The organism is Cytobacillus oceanisediminis (genome assembly GCF_022811925.1).
GTDB classification, from domain to species: Bacteria; Bacillota; Bacilli; order Bacillales; family Cytobacillaceae; genus Cytobacillus; species Cytobacillus oceanisediminis_D.
The window spans coordinates 4340788-4356968 of sequence record NZ_CP065511.1; the positions used below are offsets into that span (position 1 = coordinate 4340788).

The 16181-nt window shown below is 40.7% G+C and carries 16 protein-coding genes; 5 read left to right on the forward strand and 11 right to left on the reverse strand.

Features of this window, described 5'->3' with window-relative positions; translation table 11 throughout:
- Window positions 1-37 precede the first annotated feature (37 nt).
- The 5 genes from IRB79_RS21825 to IRB79_RS21845 all read right to left on the reverse strand — a co-directional run bounded on the left by IRB79_RS21825 (window position 38) and on the right by IRB79_RS21845 (window position 6834).
- A complete protein-coding gene (locus IRB79_RS21825) occupies window positions 38-2221 on the reverse strand; it encodes a peptidoglycan D,D-transpeptidase FtsI family protein (RefSeq protein WP_243504902.1) in 2184 nt (727 codons plus the stop codon).
- 130 nt (window positions 2222-2351) lie between these two features.
- The gene (locus IRB79_RS21830; protein ID WP_243504903.1) at window positions 2352-3569 is read right to left on the reverse strand and encodes an MFS transporter; all 1218 of its coding nucleotides are present in this window, start codon (window positions 3567-3569) and stop codon (window positions 2352-2354) included.
- Window positions 3570-3710: 141 nt separating this feature from the next.
- Window positions 3711-4319, reverse strand: coding sequence for a superoxide dismutase (locus tag IRB79_RS21835; RefSeq protein ID WP_009332967.1), 609 nt, complete (start codon window positions 4317-4319; stop codon window positions 3711-3713).
- 209 nt (window positions 4320-4528) lie between these two features.
- Complete coding sequence (locus tag IRB79_RS21840; protein ID WP_243504904.1) at window positions 4529-5011, reverse strand: DUF456 domain-containing protein; 483 nt, start codon at window positions 5009-5011, stop codon at window positions 4529-4531.
- A gap of 215 nt (window positions 5012-5226) precedes the next feature.
- Window positions 5227-6834 (reverse strand): Na/Pi cotransporter family protein, encoded by a 1608-nt coding sequence (locus IRB79_RS21845; protein ID WP_431833451.1) that lies wholly within the window; start codon window positions 6832-6834, stop codon window positions 5227-5229.
- Window positions 6835-7092: 258 nt separating this feature from the next.
- On the opposite strand from IRB79_RS21845, the gene IRB79_RS21850 reads away from it, so the two are divergent.
- The 3 genes from IRB79_RS21850 (at window position 7093) to ispG (ending at window position 9592) form a co-directional block, all read left to right on the forward strand.
- Complete coding sequence (locus IRB79_RS21850; RefSeq protein WP_243504907.1) at window positions 7093-7863, forward strand: DUF1189 domain-containing protein; 771 nt, start codon at window positions 7093-7095, stop codon at window positions 7861-7863.
- A gap of 173 nt (window positions 7864-8036) precedes the next feature.
- A complete protein-coding gene (locus tag IRB79_RS21855; protein WP_243504908.1) occupies window positions 8037-8363 on the forward strand; it encodes a hypothetical protein in 327 nt (108 codons plus the stop codon).
- Between the two features lie 116 nt (window positions 8364-8479).
- On the forward strand, window positions 8480-9592 hold the full coding sequence (gene ispG / locus IRB79_RS21860) for a flavodoxin-dependent (E)-4-hydroxy-3-methylbut-2-enyl-diphosphate synthase (RefSeq protein ID WP_243509606.1): 1113 nt from the start codon (window positions 8480-8482) through the stop codon (window positions 9590-9592).
- A gap of 91 nt (window positions 9593-9683) precedes the next feature.
- Here ispG and IRB79_RS21865 read toward each other — a convergent pair whose 3' ends face one another.
- Window positions 9684-10145 (reverse strand): DUF4190 domain-containing protein, encoded by a 462-nt coding sequence (locus tag IRB79_RS21865; protein ID WP_243504909.1) that lies wholly within the window; start codon window positions 10143-10145, stop codon window positions 9684-9686.
- 186 nt (window positions 10146-10331) lie between these two features.
- Here IRB79_RS21865 and IRB79_RS21870 point away from each other — a divergent pair, with 186 nt between their 5' ends.
- Entirely contained in the window at window positions 10332-10934 is a 603-nt protein-coding gene (locus IRB79_RS21870; RefSeq protein ID WP_243509610.1) for a hypothetical protein, read from the forward strand.
- 305 nt (window positions 10935-11239) lie between these two features.
- Here the strand turns inward: IRB79_RS21870 and IRB79_RS21875 are convergent, their stop codons facing one another.
- From IRB79_RS21875 to IRB79_RS21885, 3 genes are read right to left on the reverse strand one after another with little or no spacing between them, the layout of a single operon-like run.
- Window positions 11240-11650 (reverse strand): zinc uptake transcriptional repressor Zur, encoded by a 411-nt coding sequence (locus IRB79_RS21875; RefSeq protein WP_221878380.1) that lies wholly within the window; start codon window positions 11648-11650, stop codon window positions 11240-11242.
- Between the two features lie 54 nt (window positions 11651-11704).
- Window positions 11705-12547, reverse strand: a complete 843-nt coding sequence (locus tag IRB79_RS21880) for a metal ABC transporter permease (protein WP_221878381.1) — start codon at window positions 12545-12547, stop codon at window positions 11705-11707.
- Complete coding sequence (locus tag IRB79_RS21885) at window positions 12544-13332, reverse strand: metal ABC transporter ATP-binding protein (protein ID WP_243504910.1); 789 nt, start codon at window positions 13330-13332, stop codon at window positions 12544-12546. The genes IRB79_RS21880 and IRB79_RS21885 overlap by 4 nt, the downstream gene beginning before the upstream one ends.
- Window positions 13333-13491: 159 nt before the next feature.
- Between IRB79_RS21885 and IRB79_RS21890 the strand changes: the two genes are divergently transcribed.
- Window positions 13492-13746 (forward strand): DUF2624 domain-containing protein, encoded by a 255-nt coding sequence (locus IRB79_RS21890; protein ID WP_243504911.1) that lies wholly within the window; start codon window positions 13492-13494, stop codon window positions 13744-13746.
- A gap of 70 nt (window positions 13747-13816) precedes the next feature.
- On the opposite strand, the gene IRB79_RS21895 is transcribed toward IRB79_RS21890, so the two are convergent.
- Together IRB79_RS21895 and IRB79_RS21900 are read right to left on the reverse strand one after the other, a co-directional pair.
- Window positions 13817-14710 carry a deoxyribonuclease IV gene (locus IRB79_RS21895; protein ID WP_243504912.1) on the reverse strand — a complete coding sequence of 298 codons (894 nt, stop codon included), beginning with the start codon at window positions 14708-14710 and terminating at the stop codon, window positions 13817-13819.
- 25 nt (window positions 14711-14735) lie between these two features.
- Window positions 14736-16046: a DEAD/DEAH box helicase gene (locus tag IRB79_RS21900; RefSeq protein ID WP_243504914.1), complete on the reverse strand. Its 1311-nt coding sequence runs from the start codon at window positions 16044-16046 to the stop codon at window positions 14736-14738.
- Window positions 16047-16181: the final 135 nt, after the last annotated feature.

A 16181-nucleotide genomic window follows, 5' to 3' on the forward strand; every position in this document is an offset into this window, starting at 1 on the left:
AACTGCCTCCCTTTATCGGGAGACAGTTAAGCAGCAATTATTCAACGTCTTCTTCGCGAGCCTCTTCCTGTCCTTCAAGCACATCATTTATATTTTCTACCTTTTGAACAGGACCTTCGCTACCTTTGCCTTCTTTTTGACGATTTTTTTTCAAATCAAAATACGCATCCAAAACACGTTCGCCAATTTCTTTATTGGCTCCGTGATCCACGCTTCCCTGGTAAGCCCATGGAACTAATACCGCCATGGCTACCTCAGGATTTTCAGACGGAGCATAGCTTACAAGACTTAGGTTCATGACCTCAGGCGGCTCTTTGCCAAACTTGCTGCGCTCTGGTCCATCATAAAATGCCTCGGCAGTACCGGTTTTCCCAGCCGGCTTATATTCCTTACCGCCAAACAAACCGTATGCTGTTCCGCCCTTTTCCTGCATGACTCTGCGGAAGCCTTCCTGGACACGGTCCATCCATCCCTCTTCCAATTCAACCCGATTAAGGACCTTTGGCTCCATTTCCTGAACAATAGGGCCAAGTTCATTATTTTCCATCAATGGCTCACGGATTTCCTTAACAATATGAGGCTCCATCCTGTTTCCACCATTGGCAATGACTGAAACATATTGGGCAAGCTGCATATTGGAATAGGTATCGTACTGGCCAATCGAAAGGTCAAGCATGAAACCAGGCAATGTACTCATCCCTTTAAAGCCTGTTTGCTCATTCGGCAAATCAATTCCTGTCCGTACTCCAAGCCCAAATTGAGCGAAGGAATCCCTTACAGTACTAAAGGCTTGCTCATCTATCCACAATGGCTTTTCATACTCATATTTCCCGCCGCCGATATTGATGACAGTTTCAAACATATAAACGTTCGAAGAGAATTTAAGTGCATTGATATCATTTAAAGGGCCAAAATTTCTCCAGGATTTTTTTACAGGTGTTCCTTTTATTTTTAAAGGCCGGTCATAAAATACGGTCCCCGGAGAAATAGCACCCGTTTTATATCCGGTAAGAATTGTAGCACCCTTCACAGCAGAACCGACATTATAAGTAGTAGTGATATTGCCTAATGCATCGTCTTGCATAACTGATTGGCCTGTTTCTTTATCCTTCACGATCTTCTTTCCGGCCATCGAGAGGACTTCTCCGGTATGTGGATCCATAAGAACCACATAGGCCCTGTCCAGTAGTGCAGTACCTGCAGATGCCTTTGCTTCACGCAATTCCTCTTCAATGATTTTCTCTACTTCCTTTTGAAGATCCATATCAATGCTCAGCACAAGGTCCTTTCCTCTTTGTCCATCAGTGATGGGTACAGTTTCAAGGACATTGCCGGCTTTATCTGTAACATTTTTCACTTTTGCCTTTTGGCCGTGAAGGACTTCTTCGTATTGCATCTCAATATAGCTCTTTCCTACACGGTCATTACGGCTGTAATCACGGGCCATATAGTATTCAAGCTGTTCAGCCGGCAGTCCTTCGTCAGAGCTCGTCACATTACCCAGCACTGATTTCAATGTATCTCCGAAGGCATAATACCGTTCCCAGTCGGTAGTTGTATCAACACCCTGAAGAATTTGAAGATTTTCGCTGACAACTGCGAATTCCTCAGGAGTGACTTCTTTATTTTTGACAATTTGCGGTGTTAATGCGTATCCGCTTGTAAACTCTCTGTAGATGGCAAGTACTTCAAGATCATCTTTTGTCAATTCGCTTAATTCATCTTCTGTAATTCGATCCAATGTGAGCTGATAGATGGCCTTGTCCAATTCCTTCTGGTCGCCTTCATACTTCTTTTCAAGCTCTTCTTTGTCTTTTTTAGAGATCTTTTTTTCAGCCTCTTCAGGATTTTTCATAATCCAGTAATCTTTTTTATCACGTTCCTGAACTTTTTCGGTATCTTTGTGTATGAGCTTGGCCAGCCTTTCTGCCACCTCTAGCATTTCGTCCTGCTTGTATCCATTATTAGTAAATGTGATGGCATTTTGCGGAGTATTATCGACAATCACCTGGCCATTTCTGTCAAACATCTTTCCTCTCGGCACCGGGCTGTTGACTGTAACATCTTCCGTTCTTTCAATCTCACGCTTATAATCGTCACCGTAAACAATCTGAACCATCCCAAGCCTGAGGATCAGAATGGAGAACAATAAAAACACAGCAAAGAAGAGCATATTCAGGCGGAAAGGAACATGGGTCTTCTTCTTTTTCTTCCTATTCAAAATTACGCACACTTCCTTTAAAAAAGTCTCATAATCCCATTCTAAAAGAAAATAGCAATAAATTCTATAAAGAACCCTTTTTCGACAGAGATATTTTTCTGGTAAAAAAAGAGAGAGGATTTCCTCTCTCTCACGCAGACTGAAATTGTATTTTCCTGACGAAGAAATATATGACCGAATGTCCGGCCCCAATGATTAAGAGAAGAATAGGGATGCTTTTTTCTTCATTGAAAAAAGAAACCGCAGCTAAAAAACCTAAAATAGATACTATACGTCCTGCATTTAAGAAGATTTCCCTTACTACGATATACTCAATTCTCATCTCTGCAGCCTTCCAGCCTCTGCCAATGACATCATATGTTAATGAAATATATGGCACAAGCAGGAGAGGATACGCTATAGCAATAGCGGCTGCATACATCAGCAGCTTTGGATACGTAACCTCAAAAACGATAAAGAAAATGGCACCATACAGTAATAACCCGCCTATAAGTATGGCCCTTTTCCGATACTCCTTCTTTAAAAGCCTTGATACAAGAAAATACCCCAAAAAAGATATACTTGAGTTGACCAATCCGTATGTACCAAGAGCCAGTTCACTGCCAGTTGAAATAAAAACATAAACTGATATGACAAAAATAAAGGTTCCCTCTCTGAGACCCTGAAAAAAATGGGCATTCGTAATCATTCGCCAGTTCAGGCTGTTTTTTCGTTCTGCCAGGATTCTTCCAAATAAATACCTTCCGTCAGCCGGCCGCCTTTTAAGGAAAAAGCTTAAAAAGACGGCTATTGAAAAAAGTGTCAGGGAGATGCCGAAGATAACGGAATAGCCCGTGAACTTTTCCATCCTTGAAATAATGAAACCCGCTGCTATCGGTCCAATCATACCCCCAACGGATGTTAGTATTCCAAGGAATCCATTAAAGAAATCGCGATTCTCCGGCTCAGTTATTTCAAAAGTGAGTACATTGAAAGCAAGCCAGTAGAACCCATACCCGACTCCCAGCAGAGCCCCTAGAAGCAATAGAAATTTTGAGGCATTTGTTCCAATGAAAAGCACTGTCAGATAAAATAGTGCCAAAAAAATTACACCGATTCTCAGTACAATGACACGGTCAATTTTCTTCGCCCATCTCCCTGCCAGGATAAACGTCAAAGGCTGAAGAACCACAATGGCCAGGTTATATAAAGCAAGATCGCTGAACTCACCAGACTGCTTCCAGAGATAAATATTTACAAATGTGTTAGAAAGGGCAGCACTTAAAGAATATAGCCCCCCTATAAATAAAAGCAATGTTAAATCTTTCGTTAAATCGACATCACCGATCAGTTTTTTAAATCTGCTCATAAAAAAAACTCCCCTTTGGTTCTAAGGGTAGTCTCCTACAAAGGAAGTGCGGTTATGCAATGATTTAGAAATTAACAGAATAGCTCTTAATTCCTGAACAAAAAAACACGGCAGATGTAATCCGCCGTGCTTTTTGATTTATTATTTTGCTGCGCTGTAACGCTTAGAAACTTCATCCCAATTAACAACATTCCAGAAAGAATTGATGTATTCAGGACGGCGGTTTTGATATTTTAAGTAGTAAGCATGCTCCCAAACATCAAGGCCAAGGATTGGAGTCTTGCCTTCCATTAAAGGAGAATCCTGGTTAGGTGTGCTTGTTACTTCCAATTCGCCATTGTTTACTGCCAGCCAAGCCCAGCCAGAACCGAAGCGAGTTGTAGCTGCTTTTGCAAATTCTTCTTTGAAGCTGTCATAGCTACCGAATTTGCTGCTGATAGCGTCTGCTAATTCACCTGTAGGCTCACCGCCGCCATTTGGAGAAATGATCTGCCAGAATAGAGAATGGTTTGCATGGCCCCCGCCGTTGTTGCGTACTGCAGTGCGAACAGCTTCAGGTACGGCATCCAGGTTAGAAACAACTTCTTCAACAGTTTTAGAAAGAAGCTCTTCGTTTCCTTCTAAAGCATTGTTAAGGTTTGTTACATAAGTATTGTGATGCTTTGTATGATGAATATTCATCGTTTCTTTGTCGATGTTTGGCTCCAATGCATCATAAGCGTAAGGTAATTGCGGTAATTCGAATGCCATAATAAAATTCCTCCCTATGTATCTGTTTTAGTAAGCCCCTGAAACACTTCAATCATTTATAAAATTCTGATTTTAGAATGTTTCTAAGGTCTTTAGTTTAAGATTACCAAAGTTGGTTTTTTGTTTCAAACAAAATGCTTTGCTACATATATACAATATCCTAACTCGTTTTTATTATTCCATTAAATTCAAACCATTCCAGCGGGTCCTCAAAGGACCACAAATAGAAAATAAATAATCATTACCCCTTGAATCACCGCTTTGGCTGCTGCACTGCTGACAAAGCCGATTACCGATCCAAATCCAATCTTCAGTGCATCATTGAAGTTTGTCCTGTTAACTGCAAGCTCAGCAATAACTGCACCCAGAAAAGGACCAATTAATATTCCCAGTACAGGAATGACAAATGGTCCAGCCAAAAGGCCGATCGTGCTTCCCCAAACACCCGCTTTTGATCCCCCATACTTTTTTACCCCAATCATATTAGCTACGTAATCAGCTCCAAATAAAAGGAGAACAAATAAACCCTGAATCGTCCAAAATAGCCAGTTAAACGGTTCGAAAGAAAAAAGAATTCCATAAAGGATAAATCCGCCCAGCAAAAACAGCACACTTGGAATAATCGGGAAAACAAGGCCTGCAAAAGCGATAATAAACAGCAGAATGATCAGTGTCCAATAAATTATTTGCATAATCAGCATCCTTTCTAGAAAAGCGCAAGCGCCTTGCCCACCCCCGACAAGCACAAGACGAGCCTCACGGAAAGGCGTTCTTTGCCTTTATGGGAGGGTTGGCTTGTGACCTCGAGGGGGTAGGCGCTGGAGCTAGACAGTTATCTAACTTCAGAATTTATACATTCTTTATCAAAATAAATAAGCAAGGGATTTCCCCTTGCTTATTTTACCACTTATTCTTCCCCTAAAACAGCTTCAGCAATATTCACCGCATGATCGCCGATACGCTCAAGGTTGCTGACAATGTCTACATACACAATGCCGGCCTGGCCAGAGCAGACTCCCTCGTTCAAACGAAGGATATGCTGTTTGCGAAGCTTTCTTTCCATCTTGTCAATCTCTTCTTCTTTTTTTACAACATGCTCTGCAGCAATATTATCATTATGGTCCAGTGCCTGAAGAGCTTCTTTTACAGTAGAAATGGTCAATTTGAACATTTGTTCTAAATCAGCCATAGCTGAATCAGTGATGGACACTTTATTTGCCTGTTTATAATCAATCAGTTCTATTACATTTTCGAAATGGTCACCGATACGCTCAATATCTCTTACCGTATCCATCAGCACAGTGTGCTCGGCAGACTCATGTGCTGAAAGTGAACTTGTAGATAACTTAATCAGGTAATCCGTAATTTTGCGGTCAAGGTTATTGATCGCGTCCTCTAACTGGTATGCACTTTCGGAATGTTTTTGATTGCCGGTTTTCAAATATTGAACCGTTTCTTCCAGTCCCCGTACTGAGAATGCTCCCATGCGAAGCACTTCTTCTTTAGCTTGTCCAAGTGCAATCGAAGGTGATTGTTCTATAAAAACAGGATCCAAATGTTTTGCTTTATATTCAGCAACTGCATCTTCTCCCGGAATAAGTTTTGTTACAATCCATGCCAGCGCTGCTACAAATGGCAGCTGAATAAGTGTATTAGTACTGTTGAAAATTCCATGTGCAAAGGCAATGGTCATTTCAGGATTTAAGTTAATATTCACTTGCAGTGTCTCAATCAATAATGTAAACGGCTTTAATAAAATCAAGAAGATAGTAGTACCAATTAAGTTAAACAATACATGCACGGCTGCGGCTCTTCTTGCAGCAACAGACGCTCCAATTGCAGCTAATACCGCTGTAATCGTTGTTCCAATATTATCTCCAAACAGAACCGGCAATGCCGCATCCAGGTTAATCAGCTCTTCAGAAAACAAGCCTTGGAGAATACCGATTGTGGCACTTGAGCTCTGAACAATAACAGTAAACACTGTTCCGACGACCACACCCAGAATTGGATTTGAACTCATGCTTACGGTCAAGTCATGAAAAGCTTCCAATGAACGAAGAGGCTTCATTCCCCCGCTCATTAATTCAAGTCCATAAAATAATGCACCAAAGCCAAAGACAATTTGACCGAAATTATTTACTTTTTTGTTTTTAAAGAAAAACAATAGGATTGAACCTAAAGCTATGATCGGCAAAGCGTATTCCCCGATATCGATTCCGATGATGAAAGCAGTTACCGTGGTTCCAATATTGGCTCCCATAATAACACCTATTGCCTGGCGCAATGTCATGAATCCGGCTGATACTAATCCCACTGTAATAACAGTGGTTGCAGAGCTGCTCTGTATAAGAATGGTGACAAGAATACCTGCCAGCACTCCCATTAGAGGATTCGTAGTAAATCTATCTAATAAATCCCTCAGCCGGTCACCAGCTGATTTTTGGAGCCCATCACCCATGAACTTGATTCCATAAAGGAAAATACCAAGCCCGCCCAAAAACTCAAAAAGCATTTGCTGAACATTCAGTTCCACAATTTTTCAACCCCTATAACTGTTTATTCGACATGTTTCATCAAACCCCATACAATTATTAAAGGAAACCCGCAGAAATGTAAACCTGTTATGAACTAAATTTACAATACCTTAACATTTCATCCTTATATTACAACTTTGTTACAAATACAAAAAAAGACTTGCAAACGCATTTGCTTGTAACGTCTGGATATATGGCTAAAATATAATAGTGAATCTCAAAAAGGGTGTGTCAAAATGAATATTTTTCTTCAGTTTTATAAAAGCCTGTTTTCTCCTAAAGATATCGCTTTATTTCGCCATCAGGGGATAGGAAAGACTATTTTGTATGTGTTTTTCCTTACCCTGCTATCAGTTCTGCCAACCGTGTATTATTCCGGTTCGGCAATCATTAATGGCTTAAATGCTATTGATAAAACAATTGACAGTGATCTGCCGGGTTTTGAAATTACAGAAGGACAGCTTCACACAGAGGAGGAAGCACCTGTAACCCTCAATAAAGATAACTTTACAATCATTGTTGATTCGACAGGAGCAGTTGACACTACTGTCTTATCAGAAAGCGGCAATACGATTGCCTTATTAAAAAATGAGGTCTACATACATGCTGAAGGACAGAAACAGACATATCCATACACATTGCTGACAAGCCGCACAATAACAAAGGATGACTTATCAGACTTCCTTTCTTCTGCAGAATCCCTTATGCCGATTATTATTCCCTTAATAGCGGTTGTCATTTATATTTTCGCAGCCGGCATTCGATTTATTGAGATATCCCTGATAGCACTTGCAGGTCTTCTTCTCAAAAATGCACTAAGTAAAAAACTGGAGTACCGTCATTTATGGCGCATCTCTGCGTACAGCATTACTTTGCCGACTATTTTCTTTGCTGTAATGTCAGCCCTTCAGACTGTGGTGCAAAATGGGGCGATTATTAACTGGTTTGTTTCTCTTATCATCCTCCTCTTGTCCATAAAGGAAGTCCCATCTCATAGCTCTAAATAAAAACGTGCCAATAGCGCGTTTTTTATTTTTGCAATTAATAAAGAGGAGTTATTTTATAAATAAAGCAGTTATTAATGCAGAATAATACAAATTGAGGACTTTTTTTGGTCTAATCATATTTGGACAAGCATACATATTGGGTAAACATGCTATTTGCAGGGGGTTTGGCCATTATGAAGAAGCTTGCGGGAGTACTGCTTTCAATCCTAGTTATATATGTAATCTATTATGACCTTGATCATGGCACACTGCCCGCTGGACAAAAGCAAGCACTGGAGGCCAGTACGCTGCCCACAGAAACAGGTGAAACCTATTTTGAAAAAAAGGTCAATCCTGGAGAAACAGTTCTTTCAATTATAGAACTAAACCTTGATGGACCAATTCCTGTTGGCATAGACCAGGTTGTGTCAGACTTCTCGGAATTAAACAATGGAATGCAGCCTGAAGACATTAAATCAGGTAAGACCTATAAATTTCCAAAATATACTCAGGCCAACTAATCATCATTCTTGTCAACTTCAGCGGTTCATTGATACAATAAAGTGAACCTTCTCTAACAGCATACATCTCAGCTGTTATATGAAAAGATAAAAGGAGCGAATCTCCATTGAGTGAAATTATACATCGCACTAAAACAAGGCCTGTTAAAGTTGGGCCATTAACAATTGGCGGAAGCAATGAGCTGTTCATTCAGAGTATGACCACTACGAAAACACATGACGTTGAAGCGACTGTAGCTGAAATAAAAAGGCTGGAAGAAGCAGGATGTCAAATCGTGCGTGTTGCCTGCCCGGATGAAAGAGCTGCAAATGCCATAGCAGATATTAAAAGACAAATTAACATACCGCTTGTTGTTGATATCCACTTTGACTACAAGCTGGCATTAAAGGCCATCGAAGGCGGAGCTGATAAAATCCGCATTAATCCGGGAAATATTGGTAAACGTGAAAAAGTGGAAGCAGTCGTCAAGGCTGCAAAAGAAAAAGGAATCCCTATCCGCATTGGTGTAAATGCAGGTTCTCTTGAAAAAAGAATCCTTGAGAAATATGGGTATCCTACAGCAGATGGCATGGTTGAAAGTGCCCTGCATCATATCAAAATTTTAGAAGACCTTGATTTCCATGACATCATCGTTTCTATGAAAGCATCCGATGTTAATTTGGCCATTGAGGCTTATGAGAAAGCAGCACAAGCTTTTGACTACCCTCTCCATTTAGGTATAACAGAATCAGGCACACTTTTTGCCGGGACTGTAAAAAGTGCCGCTGGACTTGGTGCAATCTTAAGCAAAGGAATTGGAAATACGTTAAGAATTTCACTTAGTGCAGATCCCGTTGAAGAAGTTAAGGTTGCCCGCGAACTTCTTAAAGTGTTTGGTTTATCCTCCAATGCTGCAACACTGATCTCCTGTCCAACATGCGGAAGGATCGAGATTGACTTAATCAGCATTGCAAATGAAGTGGAAGAATATATTCAAAAAATTAAAGCGCCAATTAAGGTTGCTGTATTGGGCTGTGCTGTTAACGGGCCTGGCGAAGCCAGGGAAGCTGATATCGGCATTGCAGGTGCCCGCGGAGAAGGCCTTCTGTTCCGCAAAGGCCAGATTGTAAGGAAAGTTCCTGAAGAAACAATGGTTGAGGAACTTAAGATTGAAATCGACAAAATCGCCGAAGAATATTTTGCCAAACAGGAAGAAGAAAAAGCACAGGCAGAAAACCTGCAGCCATAAGGCGATTGCTGCCCGCTTTTGCGAAGCTCAAAAATCTATAGAAAAGCCTGGTACCAAATATATTTGGTACCAGGCTTTTTTTCTTCTTTTTCTAAAAAAACGGCAGAATGAACATACCGACAATAATGGATATAGCCCCTATTGCAATCGCCCAGCCACCAAGGCTTTCTGAGCCCCTCCGGCGTGCGATAAAACCAAGGACAATTCCTGTTGCTCCAAAAAGAACCGGCAGCACAAACAAAGATAAAATGGAAAGTGCCAGGGCTGCATATCCGACACCTCTGCCAGCTGCAGCTGTTTCATTTTCCTCATCCCTGTCCACTGATCTATTATAGACACCCGGCGCTGCTATTTCCGCAGAGGTTTCCTCAGAATAATCTGCATGAACTGCAGCTGTTTCGTCTTCCTCATCCCGATCCAGCGATCTGCCGTAGACACCTGGAGCTGCTATTTCCGCAGCAGCTTCTTCAGAATAATCTGCATCTTCTTCGCCAATCCGCTCACTGTATCGAAGGTCATACTCTTCATTCCTGCGCTCTTGGTCTGCCATCATGATCCCTCGCTTCCTTTGCTGTGTTCCTAAAAAGTACTGCTTAATGGAGCATTTATAGTGTTTGCGATATAAGCCTTTTTTAAGATGTAAATGTTTAACTGTCAAACCTTCTGCAGGCAACACTCTTTTGTAAGGCCGGTACTTTTGTTAAGATAAGGGATATATGCATTAAAGGAGATCATAATGATGAAGAGGCGTTTTGGTATTGATATAGACGGAACGGTTACTTGTCCTGAAGCCATGGTTCCGTATTTAAATAAAGCATTTAATCTGAATATTACTTTAAATGATATTAAGCAATATGATTTAACACCTTTGGTGACGATTTCAGAAGAACAATTTGCACATTGGTTTTATGAAAATGAGCCCATCATATACAAAGAATCTCCCATTGCTAAAGGCGCAAAGGAAGTTTTGACCAACTGGAAACGCAAGCATGAATTGTATTTTATAAGTGCCAGGGGGTCTCACCTGCAGCAAATAACAGAGGAATGGTTTTTAGAGAACACATTGGAGTTTGATCATATTGAACTGATTGGGAGCCATGATAAAATCGAAGCTGCGAAAAAATATGAGGTGGATATCTTTTTTGAAGACAAACATGATAATGCAGTCATGATTCACGAGGCTTGCGGAATTCCTGTCATTTTATTCGATACACCCTATAACCAGGAGCCACTTCCCAATGGCGTTATTAGAGTCAGAAACTGGCAGGAAGCGAATGCATGGGTAAATGACTGGCTGCAGGAACAAAAGCGGAAGCGCCTTGATCAGATGAACTCCAACTAAAAACCGCCACGTCCTGTGGCGAACGTTGAAGCCAGCACATCCTGTGCAAGTCCGACAGGCATAAGACGAATCACGCAGGAAACCTCCCCAAGCTACTTTGGTCGGGTGATGTATCGCTGCCGAAGCATTCCTTGTCCTGATTTCTGGAGTGATTTGGCTTATGACCCGAGGGGCTAGGCGCTGTTGCTGGATGCAGATAATTTTTCCACAAAGTTATTCACATCGTTATATTTTATTATTTCCTAAATTGCAAAAAGAAGCATGGGACTAAGTAAATAGCTCCATGCTTCTTTTTTGTTTCTTTATTAAAAACACTCCGGGCACTTCCCATATATTTCGAACTTATGTCCAGAAACATCATAGCCCTTCAGATTTTCCTGAACCTGCTTCATGGGACAGACTTCGATTTCTTTCGTCTTGCCGCAATCCAGACATATAAAATGATGATGATGATGTTCATGTGAGCAAGTAAAGCGGAAGTGTTTTTCTCCTGATAGCTCTGTCATTTCAAAAATATCCAGATCCACGAATAAAGATAAGTTTCTGTAGATTGTATCAAAGCTGAGTCCAGGGTAGTTATCCTTCATTTTTTCCAGAACATCTTTGGCCGTTAAATATTTATCACTGTCAGCAAACAGCTGAAGCATCTCTTCTCTCTTCCCTGTATGCTTATAGCCTTTATCCTTCAAAAGCTGCATGGCTTCATCAACATTCATCTTTTTCACCTCATTTTTTGCTCTGAAATAATCTCGGATAGAAGTCATTCACATTTAAGCCGGCCTCATGCCTGCAATTTTTTTAAGCAAGATTGTCACAATCAGTATTAACACCGCAATCATGACGATTGTTCCGCCTGGAGCTAAATCTATATAGTAGGAAATCGTCAGTCCGCCTAAAACTGAAATTTCACCGAAAAGCATGGACAGGAAAATCGTCTGTTTGAATCCTTTTGCAATTCTGATGCTTGCTGCAACCGGCAAAGTCATTAGCGATGAAACCAATAAAATACCCACTATTCTCATGGAAGCAGCTATGACCAGAGCCACCATGACAATAAATATGAAGTGGACACTTTTAGCAGCTATTCCAGATGCCTTGGCATGCTCTTCATCAAATGACAGCAGAAACAATTCTTTATAGAGCAGCACCACAAGTGCAATAACAAACACGCTGATGATTAAAATCGTCCATAAATCCAGCCGGCTGACTGCACTGACACTGCCAAACAGATAACTGAATAAATCAGTATTGAACCCGTCAGCGAGTGAAATGAATATTACTCCAAGTCCAATGCCTCCAGATAAAATAATAGGAATAGCAAGCTCCTGATAATGTTTATAAACAGCCCTCAGTTTTTCAATAAACAATGACCCGGCTACTGAAAAGGCCATCCCCATATATAACGGATTCAACCCGCTCAATCCGATAAATTTCTTTTCAAGCAGCAGGCTTGCAGCGATGCCAGCAAGTGTTACATGACTTAAAGCATCGGCAATTAAAGACAGCCTTCTGACAACAATGAACACACCCAGTAGAGGAGCAATGATTCCGATGATAATTCCCGTTAAAAAAGCATTTTGTAAAAATTCATATTGAAGGATTCCTGCAATCATCTGCCTGCTCCTTTATGGTGGTGATGATGGTCATGATTATGTGTCAGAACATGTACATCGTGCCCGTAGATCTCTGACATTTCATTTATATTTAAGCTTTCAAATTCTGCTGTATTTCCATGGAAATGCAAATTCTTATTCAGGCAAGCCACATGGGTGACTTTATCAGAAATTGTGCCAATGTCATGTGTAACCAGCAATAGAGTAATGCCAAGCTTCTTATTTAAATCATCAAGCATCTCGTAGAAGGACTGGACATTTTTTACATCTACGCCTACTGTGGGTTCATCCAATATTAATAATTTTGGGTCACTTACCAATGCGCGGGCAATGAAAACCCGCTGCTGCTGCCCGCCTGAAAGCTCGCCTATATTGCGTCCGGCAAACTCTTGCATGCCAACAGATTCAATAGCATGCAGAACTTTTGCCTGATCGGCCTTACCCATAAATTTAAAAAGACCCAGCTTCTTTGTAAGGCCGCTTGAAACGACTTCAAAGACCGTTGCCGGGAATCCTGTGTTAAATGAATTTGCCTTCTGAGAGACAAACCCAATGTTCTGCCAATCCTTAAAACGGCTTATTTCCTGGCCAAACAGTTTGACGCTCCCCTTCTGCACTTTAAGCAAATTCAGGATAAGTTTTAGCAGGGTTGATTTACCAGACCCATTCGGACCGACGATTCCGAGGAAATCTCCTGAATTAATGGTCAGATTAATATCCTCAAGGACATTTTCTTTCTCATATCTATAAGAAACATGATCTATTTCAATAATTGGCTGTGCCATTTTTATCACCTTACATATTAAGAATCATTACGATTTACTAACACAGTATACAGGAACCTGCATTTAAAGTAAAGGTACATGCTTATTTATGGGGATTTCAAAACTTATTGTCACTATTCACATCCTTAACTCATAAAGTACTGAGGAGGAGTGATGAACATGAAAATATTCGAAAACATCATTAATCACAAATTAAGCAATATTACAGCAGATGAATTATTAAAATATGGAGAGCAGTTCAACATCAGGATTACAAAAGCACAGGCGCAGAAAATTGCAGACCATATGAGAGGCAAACAAGTAAACATCTTTGATGATCGGGAACGGACAAAAATAATAAAGGAAATTGCCAGGATTGCCGGCCCGGAAACTGCAAGGGAAGTAAACAGGCTGTTTTTGCAATTTACAAAATAGGACTTAGCTTATAATACTTAATTTCTCATGCAAAAAGCTGTGCAATCTCGGGCACAGCTTTTTATTATGGTTATCCAGCCGTAATGGCTTCTAATAGATTTTCATTGAATTCCTGGCTGCGCAGCATATTAATTTCATGCTTATAAGGCGCTTTTTTATTGTTTTTATCTTCGCCAACATAAGGAGTCTCCAGAATTTTAGGGATATCCTGTAATTGCGGATGATGAACAATGTAGTTTAATGCACTGAAGCCAATGTGGCCAAATCCGATATTCGCATGACGGTCTTTACGCATTCCGCGCTCATTCTTACTGTCATTAATATGAAGAACTTTCAGGCGGTCAAGACCAATAATCTTATCGAATTCTTCCAATACCCCATCGAAATCATTCACAATATCATATCCTGCATCATGCGTATGGCAAGTATCAAAGCATACAGATAAATGGTTGTTATAATGGACTCCCTCTATAATCATAGCCAGCTCTTCGAAGGATTTTCCGCACTCCGAGCCTTTTCCGGCCATGGTTTCAAGTGCGATCTGCACATTTTCTTCGCCATTTAAGACTTCATTCAAGCCTTCAACGATTTTTTTGATGCCGTCCTCTGTTCCTGCTCCTACATGGGCACCCGGATGGAGAACAATCTGCTTAGCTCCAATCGCTTCAGTGCGGTCGATTTCAGAACGAAGGAAATTAACGCCTAATTCAAATGTTGAAGGGTTTGAAGTATTCCCGATATTGATAATATATGGAGCATGTACAACAATATCAGCAATCCCGTTCTCTGCCATATGCTTCAGCCCGGCCTCAATGTTCAGATCTTCAATTTTTTTTCTTCTTGTGTTTTGCGGGGCTCCTGTATAGATCATAAATGTATTGGAGCCATATGAAACAGCTTCTTCACTTGCTGCTAAAAGCATTTTTTTCCCGCTCATGGACACATGTGATCCAATTTTCAGCATGACGATACCTCTCCCTTTTACATTATTATTTACGCTTTATTCTTCTTTCGCGTTTTTTTATTTTGTCCATTTCCCATTTCATTTTCTTTTTGTAGCCTGGTTTTACTTTTTTCGGTTTCTTTACTAGCGATGCAGCTTTTTTATCAATGTCATCTGTTTGTTTCTGTCTTGTTTTTCGCTTATTGCGATTATCCAGGTCTGTCCATTCACCTTTTTGCAGGTCTTTGTGCTGGAATTCTAATCCCATTTTTTCAAGTCTGTTTAATGCATCTTCATCGGAAGTCTCATACACTGTCACTGCAATTCCAGAGAATCCTGCACGCGCTGTCCGGCCAACCCGGTGTATATAAAAATCAAGATCCGTCGGTAGTTCATAGTTGATTACATGGCTGATTCCCTGTATATCAATGCCCCGGGCTGCCAGGTCTGTTGCCACAATATATTGAAACTCAAGGTCTAGAATCTGCTTCATCATTTTCTTCCGTTCACGAGGGTTAAGGTCTCCGTGAATCCGTCCGACTTTTAGGCCTTTGCTGATTAATCCGTCTGCCACTTCATCTGCCTTTTTCTTGGTGTTGGTAAAAACAATGGCTAAGTAAGGATTTAATGAAGTCAATGCTTGATAGACAAGTTCCACTTTGTTCCGGTGTCTGGACGGCAGAAGCCAGTGCTCGATATTGGCTGCTGCTGCCTGCTTCGGCTCAACGTGAACATATTTTGGATTTTCCATATATTTTTTCAGGAAAGGCTTTAGCTTCTCTGGAATGGTAGCTGAGAAAACAAGCATCTGCAGCTTTTCCGGCATCCTTGCTGCAATCTGATCAACATCTTCAATGAATCCCATATCAAGCATTAAATCTGCTTCATCCACAATAAGAATTTCGGCAGTATGCACAAACAATGCCTGTTCTTTTACAAGGTCATTAATTCTCCCCGGTGTGCCAACAACCACATGAGGCTGTTTTTTCAATTTTTCAATGGTTCTCTGCTTATCCGTTCCGCCAATATAGCAGCGTGCAGTTATTTCTTCTCCTTCGGGACAATGCTCTGTAACTTTGAGAATTTCATGATAAATCTGATTGGCAAGTTCTCGGGTTGGAGCTGTAATAATAGCCTGAACCTCCTGGCGGGATGGATCAACTTTTTGAAGAATAGGCAGTACGTATGAATGAGTTTTTCCTGTCCCTGTCTGTGACTGGCCAATGGCGCTTTCACCCTTAAGTACGGCAGGAATCATTCTTTCCTGAATTTCTGTCGGCTCGTAAAAGCCAAAATTTTTAACCGCTTCTATAATAAATGGCTTAAAATTAAATCGGTCAAATTTCGTTTCGTTCATATAAAAACTCCTCAATTATTCAGATTCGCCTCAGTTCAGGCTGTATCCGAAACATATATTAGTGAAGTAAGATCTACTAGTATCAACTGACAACTTGCTGGTTCCGAGCTTTTCTTACATCCTGTTATTATAATA

Excerpts from the sequence above, each read along its gene's own strand:
- IRB79_RS21890 (WP_243504911.1), top strand. The coding sequence starts at position 13,492 with ATGAAAATATTCGAAAACATCATTAATCACAAATTAAGCAATATTACA.
- IRB79_RS21865 (WP_243504909.1), bottom strand. The coding sequence starts at position 10,145 with ATGATGGCAGACCAAGAGCGCAGGAATGAAGAGTATGACCTTCGATAC.
- IRB79_RS21850 (WP_243504907.1), top strand. The coding sequence starts at position 7,093 with ATGAATATTTTTCTTCAGTTTTATAAAAGCCTGTTTTCTCCTAAAGAT.
- IRB79_RS21875 (WP_221878380.1), bottom strand. The coding sequence starts at position 11,650 with ATGAATGTTGATGAAGCCATGCAGCTTTTGAAGGATAAAGGCTATAAG.
- IRB79_RS21840 (WP_243504904.1), bottom strand. The coding sequence starts at position 5,011 with ATGCAAATAATTTATTGGACACTGATCATTCTGCTGTTTATTATCGCT.
- IRB79_RS21885 (WP_243504910.1), bottom strand. The coding sequence starts at position 13,332 with ATGGCACAGCCAATTATTGAAATAGATCATGTTTCTTATAGATATGAG.
- IRB79_RS21855 (WP_243504908.1), top strand. The coding sequence starts at position 8,037 with ATGAAGAAGCTTGCGGGAGTACTGCTTTCAATCCTAGTTATATATGTA.
- IRB79_RS21870 (WP_243509610.1), top strand. The coding sequence starts at position 10,332 with ATGAAGAGGCGTTTTGGTATTGATATAGACGGAACGGTTACTTGTCCT.
- IRB79_RS21895 (WP_243504912.1), bottom strand. The coding sequence starts at position 14,710 with ATGCTGAAAATTGGATCACATGTGTCCATGAGCGGGAAAAAAATGCTT.
- IRB79_RS21900 (WP_243504914.1), bottom strand. The coding sequence starts at position 16,046 with ATGAACGAAACGAAATTTGACCGATTTAATTTTAAGCCATTTATTATA.
- IRB79_RS21845 (WP_431833451.1), bottom strand. The coding sequence starts at position 6,834 with ATGCTTTTTGAGTTTTTGGGCGGGCTTGGTATTTTCCTTTATGGAATC.
- IRB79_RS21830 (WP_243504903.1), bottom strand. The coding sequence starts at position 3,569 with ATGAGCAGATTTAAAAAACTGATCGGTGATGTCGATTTAACGAAAGAT.
- IRB79_RS21880 (WP_221878381.1), bottom strand. The coding sequence starts at position 12,547 with ATGATTGCAGGAATCCTTCAATATGAATTTTTACAAAATGCTTTTTTA.
- IRB79_RS21835 (WP_009332967.1), bottom strand. The coding sequence starts at position 4,319 with ATGGCATTCGAATTACCGCAATTACCTTACGCTTATGATGCATTGGAG.